This is a genomic window from Afifella pfennigii DSM 17143 (assembly GCF_000688515.1).
Lineage (GTDB): Bacteria > Pseudomonadota > Alphaproteobacteria > Rhizobiales > Afifellaceae > Afifella > Afifella pfennigii.
Genome location: NZ_JHZK01000010.1, coordinates 1 through 19,429, shown reverse-complemented (window position 1 = coordinate 19,429; position 19,429 = coordinate 1). Strand labels below are relative to the sequence as shown.

Genomic DNA, 19,429 nt, shown 5'->3' with positions numbered 1-19,429 from the left:
TGAAAAACATCCAGAACATATATTTGCGTACTGGCCAAGGTCCTTCTACTCGTCCCGCAATGGTATCTTGAAGCGCAAAGGCCTGCCGATGACCCGTCCGAGCGACGACTATGAGGACATCCGCGAGGGAGTGCGCGCGCTCTGCGCTCAGTTCCCGCCGGAATACCACCGCAAGGTCGACCAGGAGCGCGGCTACCCTGAGGATTTCGTCGCGGCGCTGACCCGCGAGGGCTGGTTGGCCGCGCTGATCCCGGAGGAATACGGCGGCTCGGGGCTTGGCCTCACCGAGGCGAGCGTCATCATGGAGGAGATCAACCGCGCCGGCGGCAATTCGGGCGCCTGCCACGGTCAGATGTACAATATGAACACGCTCGTCCGGCACGGCTCGCATGAGCAGCGGCGGCGCATCCTTCCCAAACTCGCAAGCGGCGAGTTGCGGCTGCAGTCGATGGGCGTCACCGAGCCGACGACCGGGACCGACACGACGAAGATCCGCACCACCGCCGTGAAGAAGGGCGACCGTTATCTGGTCAACGGCCAGAAGGTCTGGATCAGCCGCGTGCAGCATTCGGACCTGATGATCCTGCTTGCCCGCACGACCCCGCTCGCCGAGCTGCGCAAGAAGTCCGAGGGCCTGTCGATCTTCCTTGTCGATATCGCCGAAGCGATGCGCGGCGGGATGGACGTCAAGCCGATCCCCAATATGGTCAACCACGAGACCAACGAGCTCTTCTTCGATAATCTGGAGATTCCGGAGGAAAATCTGATCGGCGAGGAGGGGCGCGGCTTCAAGTATATCCTGACCGGGCTCAACGCCGAACGCGCGCTCATCGCGGCCGAATGCATCGGCGACGGCTACTGGTTCACCGACAAGGTGACGGCCTATGCCAAGGAGCGCCAGGTCTTCGGGCGGCCCATCGGCCAGAATCAGGGCGTGCAGTTTCCCATCGCCGAAGCCTTCATCGAGGTCGAGGCGGCCAACCTCATGCGCTACAAGGCCTGCGCGCTCTACGACGCGGACCAACCCTGCGGCGCGGAGGCCAACATGGCGAAGTACCTCGCCGCCAAGGCGTCTTGGGAGGCGGCCAACGCCTGCATCCAGTTCCACGGCGGGTTCGGCTTCGCCTGCGAATACGATGTGGAGCGCAAGTTCCGCGAGACCCGGCTCTATCAGGTCGCGCCGATCTCCACCAATCTCATCCTGTCCTACGTCGCCGAGCATGTCCTCGGCCTGCCGAGGTCGTTCTGATGCGCCCGCTTGAGGGACTGAAGGTCGTCGCCATCGAACAGGCGGTGGCCGCGCCTTTCGCCACCTCGCGGCTCGCCGATGCCGGCGCCCGGGTAATCAAGGTGGAGCGGCCGGAGGGCGATTTTGCGCGCGGCTACGACGATGTCGCCCGCGGCCAGTCGAGCTATTTCGTCTGGCTCAACCGGGGCAAGGAAAGCGTCACGCTCGACCTTGCAAGCGAGGCCGGCCGCGCCGCCATGGCCCGCCTCGTGGAAGAGGCCGACGTGCTGGTCCAGAACCTTAAGCCCGGCGCGCTCGCCCGGCTCGGTTTCGAGCCGGCGGCGCTGCGGCGTGCCAATCCGCGGCTCGTCACCTGTTCGATCTCCGGCTACGGCGAAGCCGGCCCGATGGCGCAGCGCAAGGCATACGACCTTCTCATACAGGCCGAAAGCGGGCTCTGCTCGATCACCGGCGGCCCTTCGGAGCCGGCGCGCGTGGGTATCTCCATCGTCGATATCGCCACCGGCGCCACGGCCTATTCGGCGATCCTGGAGGCGCTGATCCGCCGCGGCATCACCGGAGAGGGCGCGCAGATCGAGCTGTCGATGTTCGATGTCATGGCGGACTGGCTGACCGTGCCGCTGCTGAACCACGAAGGCGGCAGGCCCCCGAAACGCGCCGGCCTCTCGCATCCCTCCATCGCGCCTTACGGCGCCTTCCGTCCCAGGACGGGTGCGCCGATCCTTATCTCCATTCAGAGCGAGCGTGAATGGAGCCGGTTCTGCGACGTCTTTCTCGGCGACCCGGCGCTCGCGAGCGACCCGCGCTTTGCCACCAATCTTGCGCGTGTGACCCATCGCGAAGCGACCGATGCGCTCGTCGCCGAAGCCTTCGCCCGTCACGATGCCGCCACGGCGATCGAGCTTCTCCAGAAGGCGGGTATCGCGCTTGCCTCCGTCAACGACATGGCGGGGCTTTCCGCCCACCCTCATTTGCGGCGCATCACCGTCGACACGCCGAACGGCCCGGTGAGTTTTCCCGCCCCTGGCGCACGCTTTGTCGGCGAGGAACGCGCCTATGGCCCCGTGCCTGCACTGGCGGCCCGGAGCCGAGGGTGACCAAGACCGGCCTTGAAGGCCTGCGGCGATGGCCCGGCGCGAGAATGCGCAGGAGCGATTGCCATGCGCGTTCGCAAGTTCGGCGGACGTCGCCTCCATCGCGGCAGACCCTCCTCGCCCGGTGACGAACGTGCCGGCAATATCGTCTTGAGCGCCCGCGCCGCTTGCTGAACGCGCGATCCTGGCGCGCGGCGGGGCGGGGGCTTGCGGGAAGGCGCCGCCTCGCCGATCTTGCGCGCATGGCCGCCAGACGGCAGGGAAGGGGGCGCATGTTTCGCCTTCCGCCCTCCCGCGCACCTTGCCCGGCCCAGCGGGCGCCACCGCCAGCGACGAGGAAAAATGCCCTATCGCCATCCCTTCGCCGTCGCCCCGATGATGGACTGGACGGACCGGAGTGAGAAGGGATAATAAAAACAGTCCATTAGGCACTATCGTGATGGACCATGGACCAAAGCTTTTTAAGCCGAGTTTCATCTGCCTTAGTTCGGGCCGACCGACACCTCAGACCTTGACGTGCTGTCCACTAGATCCGCAGAACCAGCCTGTCGTGTTTCGTCGCAGCGTCCCAAGCGATACGCTTGGAGACGATCGTCTTGCCCGATCCTGCATGACCCTTGAGAAGCACCAGACGCGGCCCGTTTGTGACGGACGTTGACAGGATTTGCTCCTGAAGCACGTCCTGACTGACGCGTCGTTTCACATCGAGGTTACGGATTAGAGGAAGCCATCCGAGCTCAGCTCCACGATAAAACTTCTTTGGGTCGGCGTCTTCGATTGTGGCGTTCGCTGACACATGCTCACATCGGGTGGCCAAGTATGTCTTGAGGCGATCAGTCTCGGTCGCATCTGCCCGGGATATGAAGCGTGTGAAGGTCGTCTGCATCACCGCGACCGGCGCGAGAGCCAGCGCGCGGGAGTGCTCCGTTATTTCGCGATCAACGGCTTCTAGGAACTCGCTGAATTTCGCGCTGATGGTCTTTATTCTGCGCTCGGCCCAGTAGTCGGCCTCAGTGGGTAAGATACCCGGCCGGACGATGTAATGACGAGGGTGCGCATCACCTTCCTTGCGTATCTCATCGATCAAAGTTCGCAGGTTGTAATCAGCGAGAGCATAGCCAGCGAAAATGATCGTCTTCGTGCGCGCCCATTCCATGAACTGGGCGAATTGCCCGGATCGGCCAGTCTTGTGATTGATAATTTGCTCAGTGCTCGCCACCATTGGCGGGTCTATTTCTTGGTAGCGAGTGATGCATCCGTGCAGCTTGACATAAAGCACGGTGTCGGGACCGATCTTATCGTTCGCTCCATCGCCATCGCGGGTATTTGCTATCAACGTTTGCTTGGCGTCATGGTCGCGTTTGTATGCCTTTTCGATCAGAAGGTCGTAATTCGTCGTCGCTAGGCCAGCCCACACCAGCTTTGGTATAAGCGCGTGATGGTCGGCCGGCTCAAATCCGAATAGAATTCCATGCAAAAAATCCTGAACTTCCCTCGTGCTTCGCGCAGAACAACTGAAATCGTATATAGTAGAAAAATCAGAATCCTCATAATCTGGACTTAGAAATTCATCGCACAGAAGTTTTGCGAGTCTTTTAGCATCGGGAATAGTCTCGGTCCCCTTTTTTGCTCCAAGTGACGCGCCGGCACCTAAAAAAATGACTGCTCGCTTCGATCGAACTGCATCGACTAACCCCGGCTCTAGATCAAGCGCCACGCCACATTCCTTTCAATCCTTCTGCAACGCGAGTTTGCATGATCGTCGAGAACTCTCAAGCGCGGAGATCGCGGTGCGCAGTGGACGCTTTCGGACCTGCCAGTCGCCGCGATAAAATGATCTGCCGACTTGGCGTCAACAGCCAGAGCAGGATGGTCTTGCATGTCGGAAATTCCGACATTATATTGGCTGTTAGTCCGAGAAAGACACAGCTATGGTCGCCACTACGATTCTTCCACCCCCCGTCAAGACAGCGCCATTTCCCAAGGCGGCTGTCGAGGCCAAGTTGCGCGATGAGTTGATCGAGGCCGTAAAGGTCGAGGCTTCGATCAGGGGAGTGGCGCTGCCACCCACTCCGGCGGAGGTAGCGAAGGCGGCGGTTCAGGTCGACTCGCTGGTGGCGGTCTCGATCCTCTGCGCCGTGGAACCGATCGTCGGCTTTGAACTGCCCCAAAACCTCGTCCGTGCTGGTGGCTATGGCTCGGTGGACGGCGCGCTTGAGCATCTGTTGCCCCGCCTGGAGAAAGAGTGGACGAAGAAAAAAGGAGCAAAGCCATGACCGAACTCGCACTTCAACATGAGAATGATGACGAGGCGCGACGCCTTCTGGGTGATCGGCTGCGGGACGCCCGCAAGTATCTCGGTCTGAAGCAGGAGGAGGTCGCGACCTATCTGAAGATTCCGCGCACGGCTCTGACTGACATCGAGAACGGCCAGCGCCGCGTAGAAGCGATCGAGCTTGCCCGCCTTGCCAAGCTTTATCGTCAGCCAGTGGGCTACTTCACCGGAGAGGATGCCGCCGCAGGATTGCCTATCGACGTTGCCCACCTGGCGCGTCAGGCGGCCGATCTCTCCGAGCAGGACCGCACCGAGCTTGGGCGTTTCGCCGAATATCTTCGCGCCAGATCGCGCGCTCCGCGAGGCTGATAAATGGTTTCCGCGGATTATCCGAGCGCGGTCCGCGCCGGCACGATGGCCGCGACGCGGTTGCATCAGGAACTCGACCTGCGCCGCCAGATCGAGGGAGCAGGCGGGAACGTCGATGTCTTCGCGGCCATCCATACACTCGACTTGCCGTTGCTCGTGCGCCCGCTTCAGGGGCTCCTCGGCGCGTATCTGAGCGATCCCCAGCCCGGCGTGCTCGTCACGACGCAACGGCCGATGAGCATCCAGCGCTTCACCGCCGCGCATGAACTCGGACATTACCGCATGCGGCATCAGCCGAGTCTTGATGACGAAAACATCCTTCGAAGGATGCCGTTGCAGGCGCCGCCAGGGGGAGATTTCCAAGAGGTCGAGGCCAACGCCTTCGCGGTTGAGTTCACGATGCCGCGCTGGTTGATCGCGTGGCATACGGCACGCCAGGGCTGGACCGTGGCCGATTTCAGGCGACCAAATGTGGTTTATCAGCTCTCCTTGCGCATCGGGACGAGCTACGAGGCGACCTGCTGGACACTCGCGCGTCATGGATTCATCACAGCCGCCCAGGCTCGTGAGCTTCTTCAGACCCAGCCGCGGGAACTGAAGGTAGCGTTGCTCGAAGCCTATCGTCCGCAAGACTATCGCGGTGACGTCTGGCTGCTGACAAAGCGGGACGCCGGATCGCGGATCGACGGTAGCCGCAACGATCTGTTCGTTCTGCGGCTCGAGGAGCATAGCGGCGGCGGCTACCTCTGGGACATCGACCAGCTCAAAGAGAGCGGATTCGCGATTGTGCGGGACGATCTTCAGGCGATCGACGCGGAAGGTGTCGGCGGCTCTGTGATTCGTCGCGTGACGGCCGCGCCGCCGGAGACTTATCGAGGTCGTCTGGAAATCGACGAGCGCAGGCCCTGGGAGCCTGACCCGCCTCTCAGCACGCTTGTTGTCGACGTCGACCTGACCGGCCCTGAGCAGGAAGGTCTTTCCCGTGCCGAGCGGCGGAGGCTGCTTGAGGCCGCATGAGCACAATCGCTGTTTCTGTCGATCTTCGGACTTCGTTCGGACTGGCACGCGATCAGGGCGCGCGTCCGACCTGCCTTGCTTTCGCGGCAAGCGACGCCCACGCGGCGCTGCGTGCCGGCTGGGCACCCTTGTCCTGCGAATACGCCTTCTATCATGCGCAACGGCGTGCCGGTCGGCCGCCAGACGCGGGCGCTCTCCTCTCGTCCATGCTGGAAACGCTGCGTGAGGACGGTCAACCCAAGGAGAGCGGCTGGCCCTATCTGGCCGCGACGCCCGCAGACGCCGCATCGTGGATGCCACCTAGCGAGGTCGGGCAGCTCTTCGGCCGCAACGGCGGACCGGCCAGCCACGCGATCGACTGCGTGATTCAGGAACTGGATCAAGGCCGACCTTTGATCGTCCTGCTGATGTTGTCGCGCGCTTTCTATCTGCGAAACCCGCAAGGCATCGTCGATGCCGGACCCGAGGAATTGCCCGAACCTGATCGACGTCACGCGGTTATCGCGGTCGGTCACGGCGTCGTCGGCGAACATCGTGCCATTCTGGTGCGCAACAGTTGGGGCACGAACTGGGGTGATGCCGGCTACGGCTGGCTTACCGAGCGCTTTCTAGGCCCGCGCATCTACGCGGCCGCAACGCTCCTGGAGGAGGTCGATGTATCTGCCCGTTCCGTCACAGCCTGATTGCGCAAGGGCGTGGCGAGAAGCCGTCCGCCTCGTTGATGGCCAGCCGGGCCATGCCGCGTACAACGTCATCATCGACGTGGCCGATCCGGTTGCCAACGCGACACTCGCCGATCCCCGGATCGCCGTCGTTGATGAATTTCTCTCCGGCTACGACAAGTCAGTCGAAACGGTTGCGAATACGATCTTTCCCGCCGGTCTCTATCGTCGCTATGGCGCCCCCGAATTTTTCAGCGTATTCCTCGACACGGTTCTGAAGAAGGTGCGCCGCACCGAGCGCTGGTCCGGCTACTATTTCGAGCGCATGATCCAGTATCCCACGCTCTCGGGAGAGCCGCCCAATCAGCTTTGGAACATCGTCCAGCGGTTGCGCGACGACAATGTGAGTGCTCTGAACAAGTTCGAGCTTTCGCTGTTCGATCCAGGCAGGGATGTCGATAACTCGCCCTATGGCGGGCAATGCCTCAGCTTCATGAGCTTCAAAGTCGTACCCGGCCCGGAGAAGACGCTGACCTTGACGGTCATGTACCGCAATCATTTCTACGTCGAGAAACTGCTGGGAAACCTGGTCGGCCTCGGCCGCCTGATGGACTTCGTCGCAGGCGAAGCCGGCCTCAAGGTCGGCGCGCTCACCGTCATTTCCACCCATGCGGAGATTGACCAGCCGAAGCGCAACGGAAAGGCGGCAACCCGCGCCGAGATCGGTCAGTTGATCGCCAGCTTCGATCAGGCAGCGGCCCCGCTTGCGGCGTGAGCGGCCGCGAAGGGAAGCTCTCCGGTCCCCTCACGGCCATCGTCGTCCGGCACGCCATAGATTCGATGAACGCCGGCGATGAACTCGGCCTGGCCTCCGTAGCTTGGATGCCGGACGACTTCGACCGTGATGTCCAGGCCGGTCAGAGCCATGCCGGCATCCCGTCCGATCGCCACGATCCTGCGGGGCTGGATCATGTCGATGAGGGCGGTGAGCAGCGGCCATGTCGCCTCGCGCTCGGACCGTGTGTGGCAGCGATTTGAAAAGGGGTCGGCGGGTTCGTGCGGGTGCAGGGGGAATATGTTCCATAGCACGGCGGGCTCGCCGATACGGGACAGGACTCTCCAGACCACCGCGGCTGTCCGCTCCGCAACCGCCGGACCGCGTGTCGCGCGATCCAGTTCTATGCCGCCCATGAGCGCGGCGGCATGATCCAGATGAACTTCGTCGGTCAGCGGCACGCCCGTCCTGCGTCCTCCCCGATAACCGAGATCCCGCGCGATCCAGATCGTATCGACGTGCTCGGCCAGGGCCGCATCCAGGCACCGCACGAGATTGCGCCGCCTCACGCGCGCGGCATCCGCCCGGTCATGGTCTGGGCAGCAGTCGGAGTAGGGGTTGAAGACCGACGGCAAGCGGGTCCGGGCAAGGGCTTCGGCAAAGGATCGCGGTGTTTTCAAGGTAAAGTCTCGATTGTAAGGCGGCGATTGTGCATGTCGATGTGAAGGCGGCCGCGCCGGTGCTCGCGCAGGAACCGGAAGGCGGCGTAGCCCTGCAGAATCGCCTCTTCCCATAGCCACAGCGGGATTTGCTCGGCCTCGTAGCCGGCGACGAACTGGCGAACGTGCTTCAGCATGTCGAACGGCAACTCGCCAGGCTTCACGTTGGCGAAGAAATCCAGCTTGACCGCCTGCCCGAAAACCCAGGTCGCGACGCCTTCTTCAATGAGGGTGGCCCGCGCCCCGTCTTGCGCCTCGTCAACCTTCGGAGCGCTCTTGCGCTTGAGCCGGAAGAGGGCGCGGATGACCGGCGACCACGACAGCACCGCCACATAGGCGTAGTGGAAGACATCGTGGAAACGGTAGTCATCCGCGGTCATGGCGTTGTCGGTCAGCCGGTCGCCGATGTTGACGCCATTGCAACGCTGAAACACATAAGTCCGGCCACCGACCTTGCGCTCGAAGACATCGACATAGAGATCGCGCGGCAATTGTTCATCCGGCTCGGCCGACTCGTCGAGCGGTGCCGGGTAGATACGTTCGCGCGGCCAGCGATCGAAGATCTTGCTCAGATTCTTGACCGCGGCCGCCTCCAGCGTCACGCCGGCGTCGTTTGCGGCCTGGATCAAGTTCCGCATGATCGCAGTAAGCCGGGCCGTTAGCGCGGCCTGGTCGGACGCCAGACGAACGGCTTCGTGCTCACTCAGGAGCATGCCGACTTCGCCTGCGAGCTGGAGCAGGGTCTTCTCGAAGGCAGGGGTAGGGTCGGCACCACGCTGCATGATCGCAGGTTGCAAGGAGGCAAAGGTAGGCGTGCTGTCGGGTGCAGACTGCGGGCTGGGGTGCTCCGATCCCAAATTCCTCACGATGTCATCGAGAGACAGGCCGCTTCGAGCCGCGACCACCGTGAGATACCAGAGCACATCGCCCAATTCCTCGACGACCGCACCGGCGTAGCCGAGATAGGAAGCACGATCACGCTGCTTCTTCTTGACCTCGCTGAGCAGGCTGCCCGTCTCCCCGAACAGGCCGAGCAAAGGGAATGTCAGGGAGCCGGCGTCGCTGCGCTGGTCGGTGGTCAACGCCTGCTGGGCGTAGTCCTGAAGGGTAAGCGGAGAAAATTCGTCCGTCATGCGCGCCGCCTTTTTCGGCGGTCGGAGATCGCCTCTTCGGGAACGGTCACGCCATACGCTTTCAGCGCACGCAGAACAATGACCCGGATGGGCTCGCGCGTTTCCGCCGCCCGGATGCCGAGATCGTGCCTCGTGACTGCCGGCACCTGAATCTGCAGGTGTTCGTCCGCCTGATCGCGTGTTTCGGTGTCTCCTGCTTTCATGAAACCATTTTACCATGATTTCATGAGAGTGAGAAGGTTCCGCCAGGAATGGAGAATCGGCCGGGCTGATCGCTCCTGCGTATCGGGGCAACCGCCGGCCGCAAAGCGGAATCGCCGGCATCTACGATCGCCCGTTGCCGTTGAGCTGCTCGCACTCTTTCAGCGCTGCGGCCCGCTGCTTGTCCAGATAGGCGGCGAGGTCGTTGAGATGGACCCCTTTCGCGCATTTCTGCGAGGCTTCCATGCGGATGAGGGGGAGGGCGATGTGACCGGATGACACCTTGCGGATGAACTTCTCCGTCGACAGCTCGAAGAAGTCCCTCGCCACATCCTCGGCCGGAATGACCGGCCGTCCCGAATACATCGCCATCAGCATGAAGGCTGTATTCACGATTCCACGCTGATCCCATCTCGACCCAGCGAGACGGCGGCACCGGACGGTCGCGATAGCGGGTGAGCCTTTCGCGCACGCTGCCTTTCGATCTGTCCGGTTCCGCCGCTGCGCGTTGCTGCACCCTGAACGGACCATTCCATCCGTGCGGAGGCTGGGCCGGAATCGTGCCGATGTGAACGCGAAATCGCGGGTAGGTCCGCGATCTTCAGCGCCGCGCGACGTTCGTTGTCGCATCGCCTCGTGGGCGCTGGTGGATCATGCGGCGGAAATAGCGTGCGCCATCGTAAAAATAGCGGTCTGCCCACATCGGCGTTTCCATGATTGTCCGAGCCGCGGCTTCGCCGGTTGCGGAGGAGGGGAGGTGGGTCGACCCGGCCGGGCCTGGGCGCCAGTTAGTCAGTGGTTTGGTTTCGGGGGAAAGCCTTCCCCCTGGCCGGCACTACGTTGCCGGCGCACCCCCTTCTGCGGGGAGACCCTGCAACGCCCCCTAGAGTGAGAGGCAGGCCGGGCTTGCCGTGACGGGCTGGGATCGGGAGAGAGGCTCCCGAGGCCCGTCGCGGAGAAATCCCGATGGCCAGACACGACCGCAGCGCCCGGACCGGCAACGACCGGACGAGCCTTTATGACGACATCACCGACAAGATCATCGCCGAGCTCGAGGCGGGCCGCGTCCCCTGGGCCCAGCCCTGGGGCACACCCGAGGCCGGCGCGCTTCTCGGCCTGCCGAAGAACGCGGCCACCGGCCGCCAGTATTCCGGCATCAACATCCTCCTTCTCTGGGGCGCCGTGGTCGAGCGCGGGTTCCCCGGCCAGGGCTGGCTCACCTTCCACCAGGCGCTCTCGCTGGGCGGCAATGTCCGCAAGGGCGAGCGCGGCACCACGGTCGTCTATGCCAACCGCTTCATCCCCGATGGCGAGAAGCAGCGCGCTCAGGAGACCGGCGAGGAAGCCCACGCCATCCCCTTCCTGAAGCGGTTCACCGTGTTCAATACGGCGCAATGCGAGAACCTTCCGGAAGACGTCACCGTCGCCGTGCCGCCACCGCCGCCCGGCCAGATCGAGCCCACGGTCGAGGCGCTCATCAAGGCCACCGGCATCGACTTCCGCATCGGCGGCGACAAGGCATTCTATATGCCGGTCCCCGATTATGTGGTCGTGCCGCCTCCGGCCGCCTTCTTCGAGCCGATCAACTGGCACCGCACGGCCCTGCACGAGCTGTCGCACGCCAGCGGCCATCACTCGCGCCTCGCGCGCGATCTCGGCGGTTCCTTCGGCTCGAAGAAGTATTTTATCGAGGAATGCGTCGCCGAGCTTTCAAGCGCTTTCTGTTGTGCGGCTCTGGGCATCAAGCCCACCGTGCGCCACGCCGACTATATCGGCGCGTGGATCGAGACGATGCGGGAGGACAATCGCGCAATCTTCCGCGCCGCGTCGCAGGCCAGCAAGGCGGCCGACTGGCTGCTCTCCTTCCTTCCGCCCGACGACCAGACCGACGATCAGATCGCCGGGCAGCCCTCCGTCGAGACCGTCTCCTCTATCGACAGGAGGGCGGCATGATGACCTATGCCCAGTCGCGCACGGCGCTCGCCCGAATGGAGGCGGGCCTGGCGGAAACCCGGCACAACCTCGCCTTTGTCGAGCACCGGCTTTGCGACGGCGCCGAAGCCGAGACCATCCGGCGGCGTCCGAAGTCGCGCTGGTATCATCGCCGGATGAGCCGGTGGACCGGCGCCGACGAGGCCGAATACCGGCGCATCCTCGACCGAATGACGGATGCCGCCCAGGCCGAGCTTGAAGCGGCTTCGCCGCAAGGTCGAGCGGCAGAACGGCGCGATTCTGGCGTTGCGCTGCAAATACCGCGTCAACGACGAACGGCCCCGGCAGTACGCCTTGTGACCGTTCCGGCCGATGGCTGCGCTGGCTTGTGCCGGCACAGCCGAGAGGAAGAGAGGGGACCGGGTTTTCCGTGACGGGTTGGAAGCGGAGAGAGAGGCTCTCCGCGCCCGTCGTGGAGAAACCACGATGGCAAGAGCTGCCAGGAAGAAGTCCGCCGCCGTCCCGATGATCGTCTTCTCGCGGGCGCGCGATATTCCCTTCAACCGGATCAGGCTGTCGGACAGCAACGTCCGCGAGGTCGACGTCGAGGCAGGCCTGGACGAACTCACCTTCGACATCGACCGCCGCGAGGATCTCGTGCAGGGCCTCAATGTCCGCGCCATCCTCGATGCGGACGGCAACGAGACCGGCGATTTCGAGACCCCGGCGGGCGGTCGCCGCTACAGGTCGATCGCCCGGCTGGTGAAGGCGGGGCGTTTCCCCGAGGACGGTCTTGTTCCCTGCATCGTCAAGAAGGCCGACGCCAAGACGACGGCCGTGGACGATTCGCTGGCCGAGAACGTGCTGCGGTTGGCGCTGCATCCGCTCGACCAGTTCCGCGCCTTCAAGCGCATGGTCGACGGCGGCATGTCCGAGGCGGAGGTCGCCACCGCCTACTTCACCACCGAGCGCTATGTCGCGCAGCGCCTCGCGCTCTCCAAGGTCTCGCCGAAGCTGCTTGAGGTCTATGCCGAGAACGGCATGACGCTGGCGCTGCTGGAGACCTTCACCGCGAATCCCGATCATGCCCGTCAGGAGCAGGTCTGGGATGCCGTGAGGCAGTCGCACTACCGCGAACCCTGGCACGTCCGCCAGATGCTCACCGAGACCAGCGTTCCCGCGTCCGACAAGCGCGCCATGTTCATCGGCCTCGACGCCTATGTCGCGGCCGGCGGCCCGGTGCTGCCGCGCTACCTGTTCGACGAGGAGGACAGCGGCTGGCTGGACGACGTGCCGCTCCTCGACAGACTTGTTGCCGACAAGCTCAGGACCGTCGCCGACGAGGTGGCCGCCGAGGGCTGGAAGTGGATCACCGTCAGCCTCGACCTCCCGCTCGGTCACGAGCGGGGCCTTCGCGTGCTCGCCGGCACCTTGCCCGAACTCACGCGCAAGGAGCGCAAGCAGCGCCAGGCGCTGCGCGACGAGTACGACGCCCTGATGGCCGAGCATGACGGCTGCGACGAGCTGCCCGACGAGACCCACCAGCGGCTCACGGAGATCGAGGAGGCCCTGGACGCCTTCGAGAACCGTCCGGCCATCTACGACCCGGCCGAGATTGCAGCCGCCGGCGTCTTTATCTCGGTCGACTCCGATGGCGATCTTGTCGTCGAACGCGGCTATGTCCGGCCCGAGGACGAGCCGGCCGCAGCGATCGACGGCGAAGCGCCGGAGGCCGTAGGCGCCGACGCGGACGGCGGCGGCACGGAGGAGCCGCGCGTCATCCGGACCGTCATCACCATCGGCGGCGAGCCGGCCGAGCCGGAGGAGGACGAGGAAGACGTCATCCGTCCCCTGTCGGAAAGGCTGGTGGCCGAACTGACGGCGCATCGCACGCTCGCGCTGCGCGATGCGGTAGGCGCAAACCCGCAAGTCGCGCTCACGGCGCTGCTGCACAAGCTGGTGCGCGACACGTTCGGGCGCTCCACCACCGGCGCCGCGGTTGGGGCTTCCGTCCGCGAGGTCTATTTCCGCGAGCAGGGTCCGGACCTCAAGGACAGCCCCTATGCGCAGTCGGTCAAGGAGCGGCACGACGGCTGGAAGGCGGACCTTCCCTCCGACGACGACGCGCTCTGGGACTGGCTCGCCGTGCTGGACGAGGCCAGCCGCCTGGCGCTGCTCGCCCATTGCGTCAGCTTCGGCATCAACGCGCTCTACGAGCGGCCGAACCCGATCAGCGCCACCGGCATCTCGCAGTACGGTCTCGACCTTCGCATGGCCGAGGCCGATCGGCTCGCACGCACCACCGGGCTCGACATGATCGAGGCGGGCTTCCGGCCCACGGTCGACAACTATCTCGGCCGCGTTCCCAAGACCCGCATCCTCGAAGCCGTCCGCGAGGGCGCCGGCGACCGTGCGGCGGACCTCATCGCCCATCTGAAGAAGGGCGACATGGCCGAGGAAGCCGAACGGCTTCTGGCCGACACCGGCTGGCTGCCCGAGCCGCTGCGTCCGCTCGATGCCGAGCCGGAGCTTGACGCGAGCAGCAGCGACGACGCCGAGGCGCTGCCCGCCTTCCTCGCAGACGACGAGGACGATGTGGCGGCCGGCGCCGAGGGGAGCGATCCCGAGCATCTGGTCGCCGCCGAATAGTCGTGGAGCGGCTCCGGCCGCTCCGTTCCTTCCTCACTCTCGGCCCGGCCATGGCCGGGCCGTTTTCGTTTCAGGAGATCACGATGGCGATTCCCGACCATGCTCGCACCAACTTCAACACGCTGCTGAAAGCCGCGGGCGACGGCAGCCTCGCGCTGATGGAATGCCAGGACGCCGCGACCGGCGACCTGCGCTACGTCATCTGCGCGGTCGGCCGCGACGGCGGCGATTACGTCTTCACGCCGTTCGGCCATCTGGCCGATGGCAATCCCTACGACGCCTATCTTCCGCCGGACCCGGACGACCCGTCAGGCTTCCTACCTCGCGATGACGGAGGCCGGTGATGTTGCGCTCGCACTATCCCGATCTCGGCGTCGCCCCGCTCGATACCGACCGGGCCGTGGTCCGGGCGGCGGCAAAATACGTGCCGCGCGAAGTCCGCGCCGATCCGTGCCGGCGGCTCCTTCGCAGGATGTTCTACTGCGCGATGCTTCGCCGGCACGCGGAGATCCAGCGCGCCTTCATGCGAACCCGCCACTGACGCCCCCCGCCCATTCTCCCAACCACGCCCGGCCTCGCGCCGGGCATTTTTCGTTTCAGGAGGCTTCCATGCCCACCTTCACTATCGAGACCGCACATGACGTGCCGGTCTACCGACTTCGCCCCTACGAGGCCGATACCGTCGACAAGGCGTGCCGGCTGGCGTTGGAAGACGAGGATTGGTCGATCCGCAAGATTTCCCACGACACCCCCGGCGAAACCTTCGTCACCGGCATCTGGGAAGGAACCGGCGCACCCCATGCGGCGCGCAGCCTTCCGGTCCCCTCGCAATATGGCGAGACCATGCGCCGGAAGGCGCGGCATTTCGAGGTGCTGCTCGGCCTTCTCAAGATGTTCGCCGCCGCCGATCCCGCAGCGCCCGAACTCGCGCTCTGGCGGCGACGCGCCGTCTCGGCGATCGCCAAGGCGGAAGCGATCATGGCCGGCGCCCGCGATCCCGATGGGAGCGGCCGCAATGCCTGAGATCGTCGAAACCACCGTCTATCGCCTCGACGAGCTGTCCGAGGGCGCGAAGGAGAAGGCGCGCGTCTGGTATCGGCAGGGCGCCTTCGACCACGACTGGTTCGAGTTCGTCTTCGACGATTTCGAGCGTGTGTGCGAAATCCTCGGCGTGCGGCTGCGGACCCGCGCCGTTCCCCTCTATGGCGGCGGCACAAGGCAGAAGCCGTGCATCTTCTTCTCCGGCTTCTGGAGCCAGGGCGACGGCGCCAGCTACGAGGGAAACTACAGCCATGCCAAAGGCGCGGCGCGGAACATCCGCGACTACGCGCCGAAGGATGGCGAGCTTCACCGGATCGCCGATGCGCTCCAGGCGATCCAGCGCCGCAACTTCTACCAGCTCCATGCCACCATCAGCCATCGCGGCCGCTATTGCCACGAATACAGCATGGCGATCTCGGTCGGGCGCGTCAGTCCCGTCTATCAGGACATGACCGCCGAAGCCGAGGATGACGTGACGGAGGCGCTGCGCGATCTCGCACGCTGGCTCTATCGCCGGCTTGAGCGCGAATACGAGTATCAGACCTCCGACGAGGTGGTCGACGAAACCATCGTCGCCAACGATTACACCTTCACCGCATCAGGCCGCCGCTTCGGCTGATCCGCTTCCGGCAGATCGGCCGACCGTTTGTCGGTCCCGGTGGTCCGAGAGGCAGAGGAAGGCCTGGACGGGTTCGAGCCGGTGCGGTCGAGAGAGAGCGCTGCGCGGCTCGTCCCGTTCCCGCTCTCCCGAGGTTCCCCGATGAACATGATGCCCGCTACCGTGGCCGCCAACGCGGCCGCGTCGATCCCGCACGCCTGCGAGCCCGACACCGCCGCCGCCATCCTCGCGGCCGCGCAGCTCCTCCTTCCCCATCTCGAACGCGGCCAGCGCATCGACGCGCCGGCCTTGCGCCACGCGATGGAGACCGCCTTCGGCGGCTCCGACGCGGCGGGCGCCTGGAACTGGAAGACGGCCTACGAAGCCTGCGAGGCGGCCACGGTGCTGTTCCTGCGCAGGTTCGGCAAGGCGCTCTACCGCAAGGGCGGCTCCCCGGCGGCGAGCCTGCCGCTGCTTGCGAAGATCGCCGCGCTGATGCCGACCCACACGCGCCGGTCCGAGGAGGCGCAGTCCTTCCAGCAGTTCTCGACCCCGATCCCGCTCGGCCTGGTCGCGGCGACGGCGGCCGCGATCACGCCGGCCGACCGGGTGCTGGAACCCGCGGCCGGCACCGGCCTGCTTGCCATCCTGGCGGAGATCGCCGGCGGCACGCTCGTCCTCAACGAGTTGGCCGAGACCCGCGCCTCGCTTCTCTCCTCCCTCTTTCCGGCCCTGTCCGTCACGCGCTTCGACGCCGCCCAGATCGACGACCACCTCGATCTTGGCGTGACGCCGACCGTCGTGCTGATGAACCCGCCATTCTCCGTCATGGCCAATGTCGAGACCCGCATGGCCAACGCAGCGTTCCGCCATGTCGCCTCGGCGCTGGCGCGTCTGGCTCCCGGCGGCCGCCTCGTGACGATCACCGGCGCCAACTTCGCGCCCGACGCGCCCGAATGGGCTTCCGCCTATGCCCGTCTGCAGGAGCGCGGCCGCGTCGTGTTCTCAGCCGCGATCGACGGCTCGGTCTATGCCAAGCACGGCACGACCTTCCCGACGCGGCTCACCGTCATCGACAAGGTGCCGGCCGACGATCCCGCCGTCTTTCCCGCTTCGCGCGGTATCGCAGCCGACGCCGCGACGCTGATGGATTGGGTGGCCGGGCATGTGCCGGCCCGCCTGCCGGTCGATCCCGCCGTCGCGGTTCCGGTCGCCGCCACGCCCGCGCCCCGCACCGTGCGCGGCTATCTCTCCCGCGCGGCGAAGGCCGCGCCGAGGAAGGCGCTGGCCGAGCCGGAGGGCGTCGATCTCGTATACGAGACCGTCGATAGGCAGGATGCCGGGACCGGCCGCATCACCGATTCCATCTATGAGGAATACGCGCTCCAGGCGATCCGTATTCCCGGCGGGCAGCCGCATCCGACCAAGCTGGTCCAGTCGGCGGCGATGGCCTCCGTCGCGCCGCCGAAGCCGAGCTACCGGCCGCGCCTACCGGCCAACATCCACGATCTGCTGTCGGACGCCCAGCTCGAAACCCTGATCTATGCAGGCGAGGCGCATTCCGACCATCTGGCCGGATCATGGACGGTCGATGAGACCTTCGATGTCGTGAAGGCCGCTGCCGACGACGCGAGCGGCTCCGTCCGCTTCCGGCGCGGCTTCATGATCGGCGATGGCACCGGCGTCGGCAAGGGCCGCGAATCCGCGAGCATCATTCTCGACAACTGGATGAGAGGCCGCCGCAAGGCGCTGTGGATCTCGAAGTCGGACAAGCTCCTGGAAGACGCGCAGCGGGATTGGTCGGCGCTCGGCATGGAGCGCCTGCTGATTACCCCGCAGTCGCGGTTCCCGCAGGGCAAGCCGATCACGCTGCCCGAAGGCATCCTGTTCACCACCTACGCCACGCTAAGGACCGACGAGCGCGGCGAGAAGGCGTCGCGCGTCCAACAGATCGTGGACTGGCTCGGCGCGGACTGGGATGGCGTCGTCATCTTCGACGAATGCCACGCGCTTCAGAACGCGGTCGGCGGCAAGGGCGAGCGCGGCGACGCCGCCCCGTCGCAGCAGGGCCGCGCCGGGCTTCGTCTTCAGCATGCGCTTCCCGATGCCCGCGTCGTCTATGTCTCGGCCACCGGCGCCACCACCGTCCACAATCTCGCCTATGCGCAGCGGCTCGGCCTGTGGGGCGGCGAGGATTTCCCGTTCTCAACCAGGGCCGAGTTCGTCGAGGCGATCGAGGCCGGCGGCGTGGCGGCGATGGAGGTGCTCGCCCGCGACCTGCGCGCGCTCGGCCTCTATACCGCCCGCTCGCTGTCCTTCGACGGCGTGGAATACGAGCTGGTCGAGCACGAGCTGACGCCCGAGCAGACCCGCATCTACGACGCCTATGCCGGGGCGTTCGCGATCATCCATAACAATTTGGATGCCGCGATGCAGGCCGCCAACATCACCGGCGGCGGCGAAGGCGGCTCCGGCACGCTGAACAAGCAGGCGAAGTCCGCCGCGCGCTCCGCGTTCGAGTCGGCCAAGCAGCGCTTCTTCGGCCATCTGCTTATCAGCATGAAAACGCCCACCCTGATCCGCTCGATCGAGCGCGATCTGGAGGCGGGCCATTCCGCCGTCGTGCAGATCGTCTCGACAGGCGAGGCGCTGATGGAGCGCAGGCTGGCGGAGCTGCCGACCGAGGAATGGAACGACGTCCGCGTCCACATCACGCCTCGCGAATACGTCCTCGACTACCTTGCCCATTCCTTCCCGGTGCAGCTCTACGAGCCCTTCACCGACTCGGAGGGGAGGCTGTCGTCGCGGCCGGTCACGCGCGACGGCCAGCCCGTCGAGAGCCGTGAGGCCGTCGCCCGCCGCGATGCGCTGATCGCGAAGCTCGCCAGCCTGCCGCCGGTTCCCGGCGCGCTCGACCAGATCGTCCAGCGCTTCGGCACCGACATGGTGGCCGAGGTGACGGGCCGCTCGCGCCGCATCGTCCGCAGGACAGGCGCCGGAGGCCACGATCGCCTTGTCGTAGAGACCCGCGCCAGCTCGGCCAACCTTGCCGAAACCGCCGCCTTCATGGACGACCGGAAGCGGGTGCTGGTGTTCAGCGAGGCGGGCGGAACCGGCAGGTCGTATCACGCCGAGCTGTCGGCGCGGAACAGGCGGCTGCGCGTCCACTACCTGCTCGAACCTGGCTGGAAGGCCGATGCCGCGATCCAGGGGCTCGGCCGCACGCATCGCACCAACCAGGCACAGCCGCCGCTCTTCCGGCCGATCGCCACCAACGTCAAGGCCGAGAAGCGGTTCTTGAGCACGATCGCCCGCCGGCTCGACACCCTGGGCGCGATCACGCGCGGCCAGAGGCAGACGGGCGGACAGGGCCTGTTCCGCCCCGAGGACAATCTGGAATCGCATGTCCGTCGTCAGATATTTCGGGACTTCGGAGGCCATGACGCTTTGGAGGGTCTGGCTCGATTGGGTTGACGTTAGGCTGCGGGCTGCTGGTTGAGCAAGCGGCGCTGCCGGATGGTTTCGTCCTTGATCCTCCTTCTCTCCTCGAGGATGGCCGGCGCCCTGCCGAAGTAGGCATCGGCAGGCGTGACGTTACCGAGGCTCTCGTGGACGCGGCGGTGGTTGTAGTGATCGATGAAGTCGCCGATGGCGGCCTCGAGCGCGCCGGGCAGATAGTGGTTCTCGAGCAGGATCCGGTTCTTCAGCGTCTGGT

20 protein-coding genes and 1 pseudogene are annotated in these 19,429 nt (G+C 65.4%); 15 read left to right on the top strand and 6 right to left on the bottom strand.

Going from position 1 to position 19,429, the window contains the following annotated elements; genetic code table 11:
- The first annotated feature begins 88 nt into the window (after positions 1 to 88).
- On the top strand, positions 89 to 1,249 hold the full coding sequence (locus Q331_RS0109260) for an acyl-CoA dehydrogenase family protein (RefSeq protein ID WP_026380447.1): 1,161 nt from the start codon (positions 89 to 91) through the stop codon (positions 1,247 to 1,249).
- Positions 1,249 to 2,346 (top strand): CaiB/BaiF CoA transferase family protein, encoded by a 1,098-nt coding sequence (locus Q331_RS0109255; RefSeq protein WP_026380446.1) that lies wholly within the window; start codon positions 1,249 to 1,251, stop codon positions 2,344 to 2,346. Before Q331_RS0109260 ends, Q331_RS0109255 begins: the two co-directional genes overlap by 1 nt.
- A gap of 523 nt (positions 2,347 to 2,869) precedes the next feature.
- On the opposite strand, the gene Q331_RS23420 is transcribed toward Q331_RS0109255, so the two are convergent.
- Complete coding sequence (locus Q331_RS23420; RefSeq protein WP_084174962.1) at positions 2,870 to 4,060, bottom strand: SIR2 family protein; 1,191 nt, start codon at positions 4,058 to 4,060, stop codon at positions 2,870 to 2,872.
- Between the two features lie 214 nt (positions 4,061 to 4,274).
- On the opposite strand from Q331_RS23420, the gene Q331_RS0109245 reads away from it, so the two are divergent.
- Genes Q331_RS0109245 through Q331_RS0109225 form a run of 5 tightly spaced genes read left to right on the top strand, consistent with a single transcriptional unit; the run spans position 4,275 to position 7,441 of the window.
- Complete coding sequence (locus tag Q331_RS0109245; RefSeq protein WP_034491700.1) at positions 4,275 to 4,619, top strand: hypothetical protein; 345 nt, start codon at positions 4,275 to 4,277, stop codon at positions 4,617 to 4,619.
- Positions 4,616 to 4,987: a helix-turn-helix domain-containing protein gene (locus Q331_RS0109240; RefSeq protein WP_026380443.1), complete on the top strand. Its 372-nt coding sequence runs from the start codon at positions 4,616 to 4,618 to the stop codon at positions 4,985 to 4,987. The genes Q331_RS0109245 and Q331_RS0109240 overlap by 4 nt, the downstream gene beginning before the upstream one ends.
- Before the next feature lie 3 nt (positions 4,988 to 4,990).
- Complete coding sequence (locus Q331_RS20860; RefSeq protein ID WP_026380442.1) at positions 4,991 to 6,004, top strand: ImmA/IrrE family metallo-endopeptidase; 1,014 nt, start codon at positions 4,991 to 4,993, stop codon at positions 6,002 to 6,004.
- Complete coding sequence (locus Q331_RS0109230; RefSeq protein WP_026380441.1) at positions 6,001 to 6,687, top strand: C1 family peptidase; 687 nt, start codon at positions 6,001 to 6,003, stop codon at positions 6,685 to 6,687. The genes Q331_RS20860 and Q331_RS0109230 overlap by 4 nt, the downstream gene beginning before the upstream one ends.
- Positions 6,659 to 7,441 carry a hypothetical protein gene (locus Q331_RS0109225; protein WP_026380440.1) on the top strand — a complete coding sequence of 261 codons (783 nt, stop codon included), beginning with the start codon at positions 6,659 to 6,661 and terminating at the stop codon, positions 7,439 to 7,441. Before Q331_RS0109230 ends, Q331_RS0109225 begins: the two co-directional genes overlap by 29 nt.
- On the opposite strand, the gene Q331_RS0109220 is transcribed toward Q331_RS0109225, so the two are convergent.
- The 4 genes from Q331_RS0109220 to Q331_RS0109205 all read right to left on the bottom strand — a co-directional run bounded on the left by Q331_RS0109220 (position 7,414) and on the right by Q331_RS0109205 (position 9,887).
- Positions 7,414 to 8,121 carry a uracil-DNA glycosylase gene (locus tag Q331_RS0109220; protein WP_026380439.1) on the bottom strand — a complete coding sequence of 236 codons (708 nt, stop codon included), beginning with the start codon at positions 8,119 to 8,121 and terminating at the stop codon, positions 7,414 to 7,416. The genes Q331_RS0109225 and Q331_RS0109220 overlap by 28 nt on opposite strands.
- Positions 8,118 to 9,293 (bottom strand): nucleoside triphosphate pyrophosphohydrolase family protein, encoded by a 1,176-nt coding sequence (locus Q331_RS0109215; protein WP_026380438.1) that lies wholly within the window; start codon positions 9,291 to 9,293, stop codon positions 8,118 to 8,120. The genes Q331_RS0109220 and Q331_RS0109215 overlap by 4 nt, the downstream gene beginning before the upstream one ends.
- Positions 9,290 to 9,496, bottom strand: coding sequence for a hypothetical protein (locus Q331_RS0109210; RefSeq protein ID WP_026380437.1), 207 nt, complete (start codon positions 9,494 to 9,496; stop codon positions 9,290 to 9,292). The genes Q331_RS0109215 and Q331_RS0109210 overlap by 4 nt, the downstream gene beginning before the upstream one ends.
- Positions 9,497 to 9,617: 121 nt before the next feature.
- Positions 9,618 to 9,887: a pyocin activator PrtN family protein gene (locus Q331_RS0109205; RefSeq protein WP_026380436.1), complete on the bottom strand. Its 270-nt coding sequence runs from the start codon at positions 9,885 to 9,887 to the stop codon at positions 9,618 to 9,620.
- A gap of 573 nt (positions 9,888 to 10,460) precedes the next feature.
- Here Q331_RS0109205 and Q331_RS0109200 point away from each other — a divergent pair.
- The 8 genes and pseudogenes from Q331_RS0109200 to Q331_RS20850 form a co-directional block, all read left to right on the top strand.
- A complete protein-coding gene (locus Q331_RS0109200) occupies positions 10,461 to 11,447 on the top strand; it encodes an ArdC family protein (RefSeq protein ID WP_026380435.1) in 987 nt (328 codons plus the stop codon).
- Positions 11,444 to 11,860, top strand: coding sequence for a hypothetical protein (locus Q331_RS20855; RefSeq protein ID WP_245615582.1), 417 nt, complete (start codon positions 11,444 to 11,446; stop codon positions 11,858 to 11,860). Before Q331_RS0109200 ends, Q331_RS20855 begins: the two co-directional genes overlap by 4 nt.
- 52 nt (positions 11,861 to 11,912) lie before the next feature.
- Entirely contained in the window at positions 11,913 to 14,075 is a 2,163-nt protein-coding gene (locus Q331_RS0109190; protein ID WP_026380433.1) for a ParB/RepB/Spo0J family partition protein, read from the top strand.
- Between the two features lie 83 nt (positions 14,076 to 14,158).
- Positions 14,159 to 14,419 carry a DUF6117 family protein gene (locus Q331_RS0109185; protein ID WP_026380432.1) on the top strand — a complete coding sequence of 87 codons (261 nt, stop codon included), beginning with the start codon at positions 14,159 to 14,161 and terminating at the stop codon, positions 14,417 to 14,419.
- Positions 14,419 to 14,616, top strand: a complete 198-nt coding sequence (locus Q331_RS0109180; protein ID WP_034491698.1) for a hypothetical protein — start codon at positions 14,419 to 14,421, stop codon at positions 14,614 to 14,616. The genes Q331_RS0109185 and Q331_RS0109180 overlap by 1 nt, the downstream gene beginning before the upstream one ends.
- Positions 14,617 to 14,684: 68 nt before the next feature.
- Positions 14,685 to 15,098: a hypothetical protein gene (locus Q331_RS0109175; protein ID WP_026380430.1), complete on the top strand. Its 414-nt coding sequence runs from the start codon at positions 14,685 to 14,687 to the stop codon at positions 15,096 to 15,098.
- Positions 15,091 to 15,735: a hypothetical protein gene (locus tag Q331_RS0109170; RefSeq protein WP_026380429.1), complete on the top strand. Its 645-nt coding sequence runs from the start codon at positions 15,091 to 15,093 to the stop codon at positions 15,733 to 15,735. The genes Q331_RS0109175 and Q331_RS0109170 overlap by 8 nt, the downstream gene beginning before the upstream one ends.
- 141 nt (positions 15,736 to 15,876) lie before the next feature.
- A pseudogene (locus Q331_RS20850) lies at positions 15,877 to 19,140 on the top strand (strawberry notch-like NTP hydrolase domain-containing protein); the annotation flags it as partial.
- 50 nt (positions 19,141 to 19,190) lie between these two features.
- On the opposite strand, the gene Q331_RS0109160 reads toward Q331_RS20850, so the two are convergent.
- Positions 19,191 to 19,429, bottom strand: a 239-nt coding sequence (locus Q331_RS0109160; RefSeq protein WP_026380428.1) for an integrase core domain-containing protein, incomplete at its 5' end; no start/stop codon positions are given.

What these genes read in the sequence shown, in the direction of transcription:
- Q331_RS0109260 (WP_026380447.1), top strand. Translation starts at nt 89, where the DNA reads ATGACCCGTCCGAGCGACGACTATGAGGACATCCGCGAGGGAGTGCGC.
- Q331_RS0109175 (WP_026380430.1), top strand. Translation starts at nt 14,685, where the DNA reads ATGCCCACCTTCACTATCGAGACCGCACATGACGTGCCGGTCTACCGA.
- Q331_RS0109255 (WP_026380446.1), top strand. Translation starts at nt 1,249, where the DNA reads ATGCGCCCGCTTGAGGGACTGAAGGTCGTCGCCATCGAACAGGCGGTG.
- Q331_RS0109185 (WP_026380432.1), top strand. Translation starts at nt 14,159, where the DNA reads ATGGCGATTCCCGACCATGCTCGCACCAACTTCAACACGCTGCTGAAA.
- Q331_RS0109215 (WP_026380438.1), bottom strand. Translation starts at nt 9,293, where the DNA reads ATGACGGACGAATTTTCTCCGCTTACCCTTCAGGACTACGCCCAGCAG.
- Q331_RS0109210 (WP_026380437.1), bottom strand. Translation starts at nt 9,496, where the DNA reads ATGAAAGCAGGAGACACCGAAACACGCGATCAGGCGGACGAACACCTG.
- Q331_RS0109245 (WP_034491700.1), top strand. Translation starts at nt 4,275, where the DNA reads ATGGTCGCCACTACGATTCTTCCACCCCCCGTCAAGACAGCGCCATTT.
- Q331_RS20860 (WP_026380442.1), top strand. Translation starts at nt 4,991, where the DNA reads ATGGTTTCCGCGGATTATCCGAGCGCGGTCCGCGCCGGCACGATGGCC.
- Q331_RS0109190 (WP_026380433.1), top strand. Translation starts at nt 11,913, where the DNA reads ATGGCAAGAGCTGCCAGGAAGAAGTCCGCCGCCGTCCCGATGATCGTC.
- Q331_RS0109200 (WP_026380435.1), top strand. Translation starts at nt 10,461, where the DNA reads ATGGCCAGACACGACCGCAGCGCCCGGACCGGCAACGACCGGACGAGC.
- Q331_RS0109180 (WP_034491698.1), top strand. Translation starts at nt 14,419, where the DNA reads ATGTTGCGCTCGCACTATCCCGATCTCGGCGTCGCCCCGCTCGATACC.
- Q331_RS0109170 (WP_026380429.1), top strand. Translation starts at nt 15,091, where the DNA reads ATGCCTGAGATCGTCGAAACCACCGTCTATCGCCTCGACGAGCTGTCC.
- Q331_RS20855 (WP_245615582.1), top strand. Translation starts at nt 11,444, where the DNA reads ATGATGACCTATGCCCAGTCGCGCACGGCGCTCGCCCGAATGGAGGCG.
- Q331_RS0109230 (WP_026380441.1), top strand. Translation starts at nt 6,001, where the DNA reads ATGAGCACAATCGCTGTTTCTGTCGATCTTCGGACTTCGTTCGGACTG.
- Q331_RS0109225 (WP_026380440.1), top strand. Translation starts at nt 6,659, where the DNA reads ATGTATCTGCCCGTTCCGTCACAGCCTGATTGCGCAAGGGCGTGGCGA.
- Q331_RS0109240 (WP_026380443.1), top strand. Translation starts at nt 4,616, where the DNA reads ATGACCGAACTCGCACTTCAACATGAGAATGATGACGAGGCGCGACGC.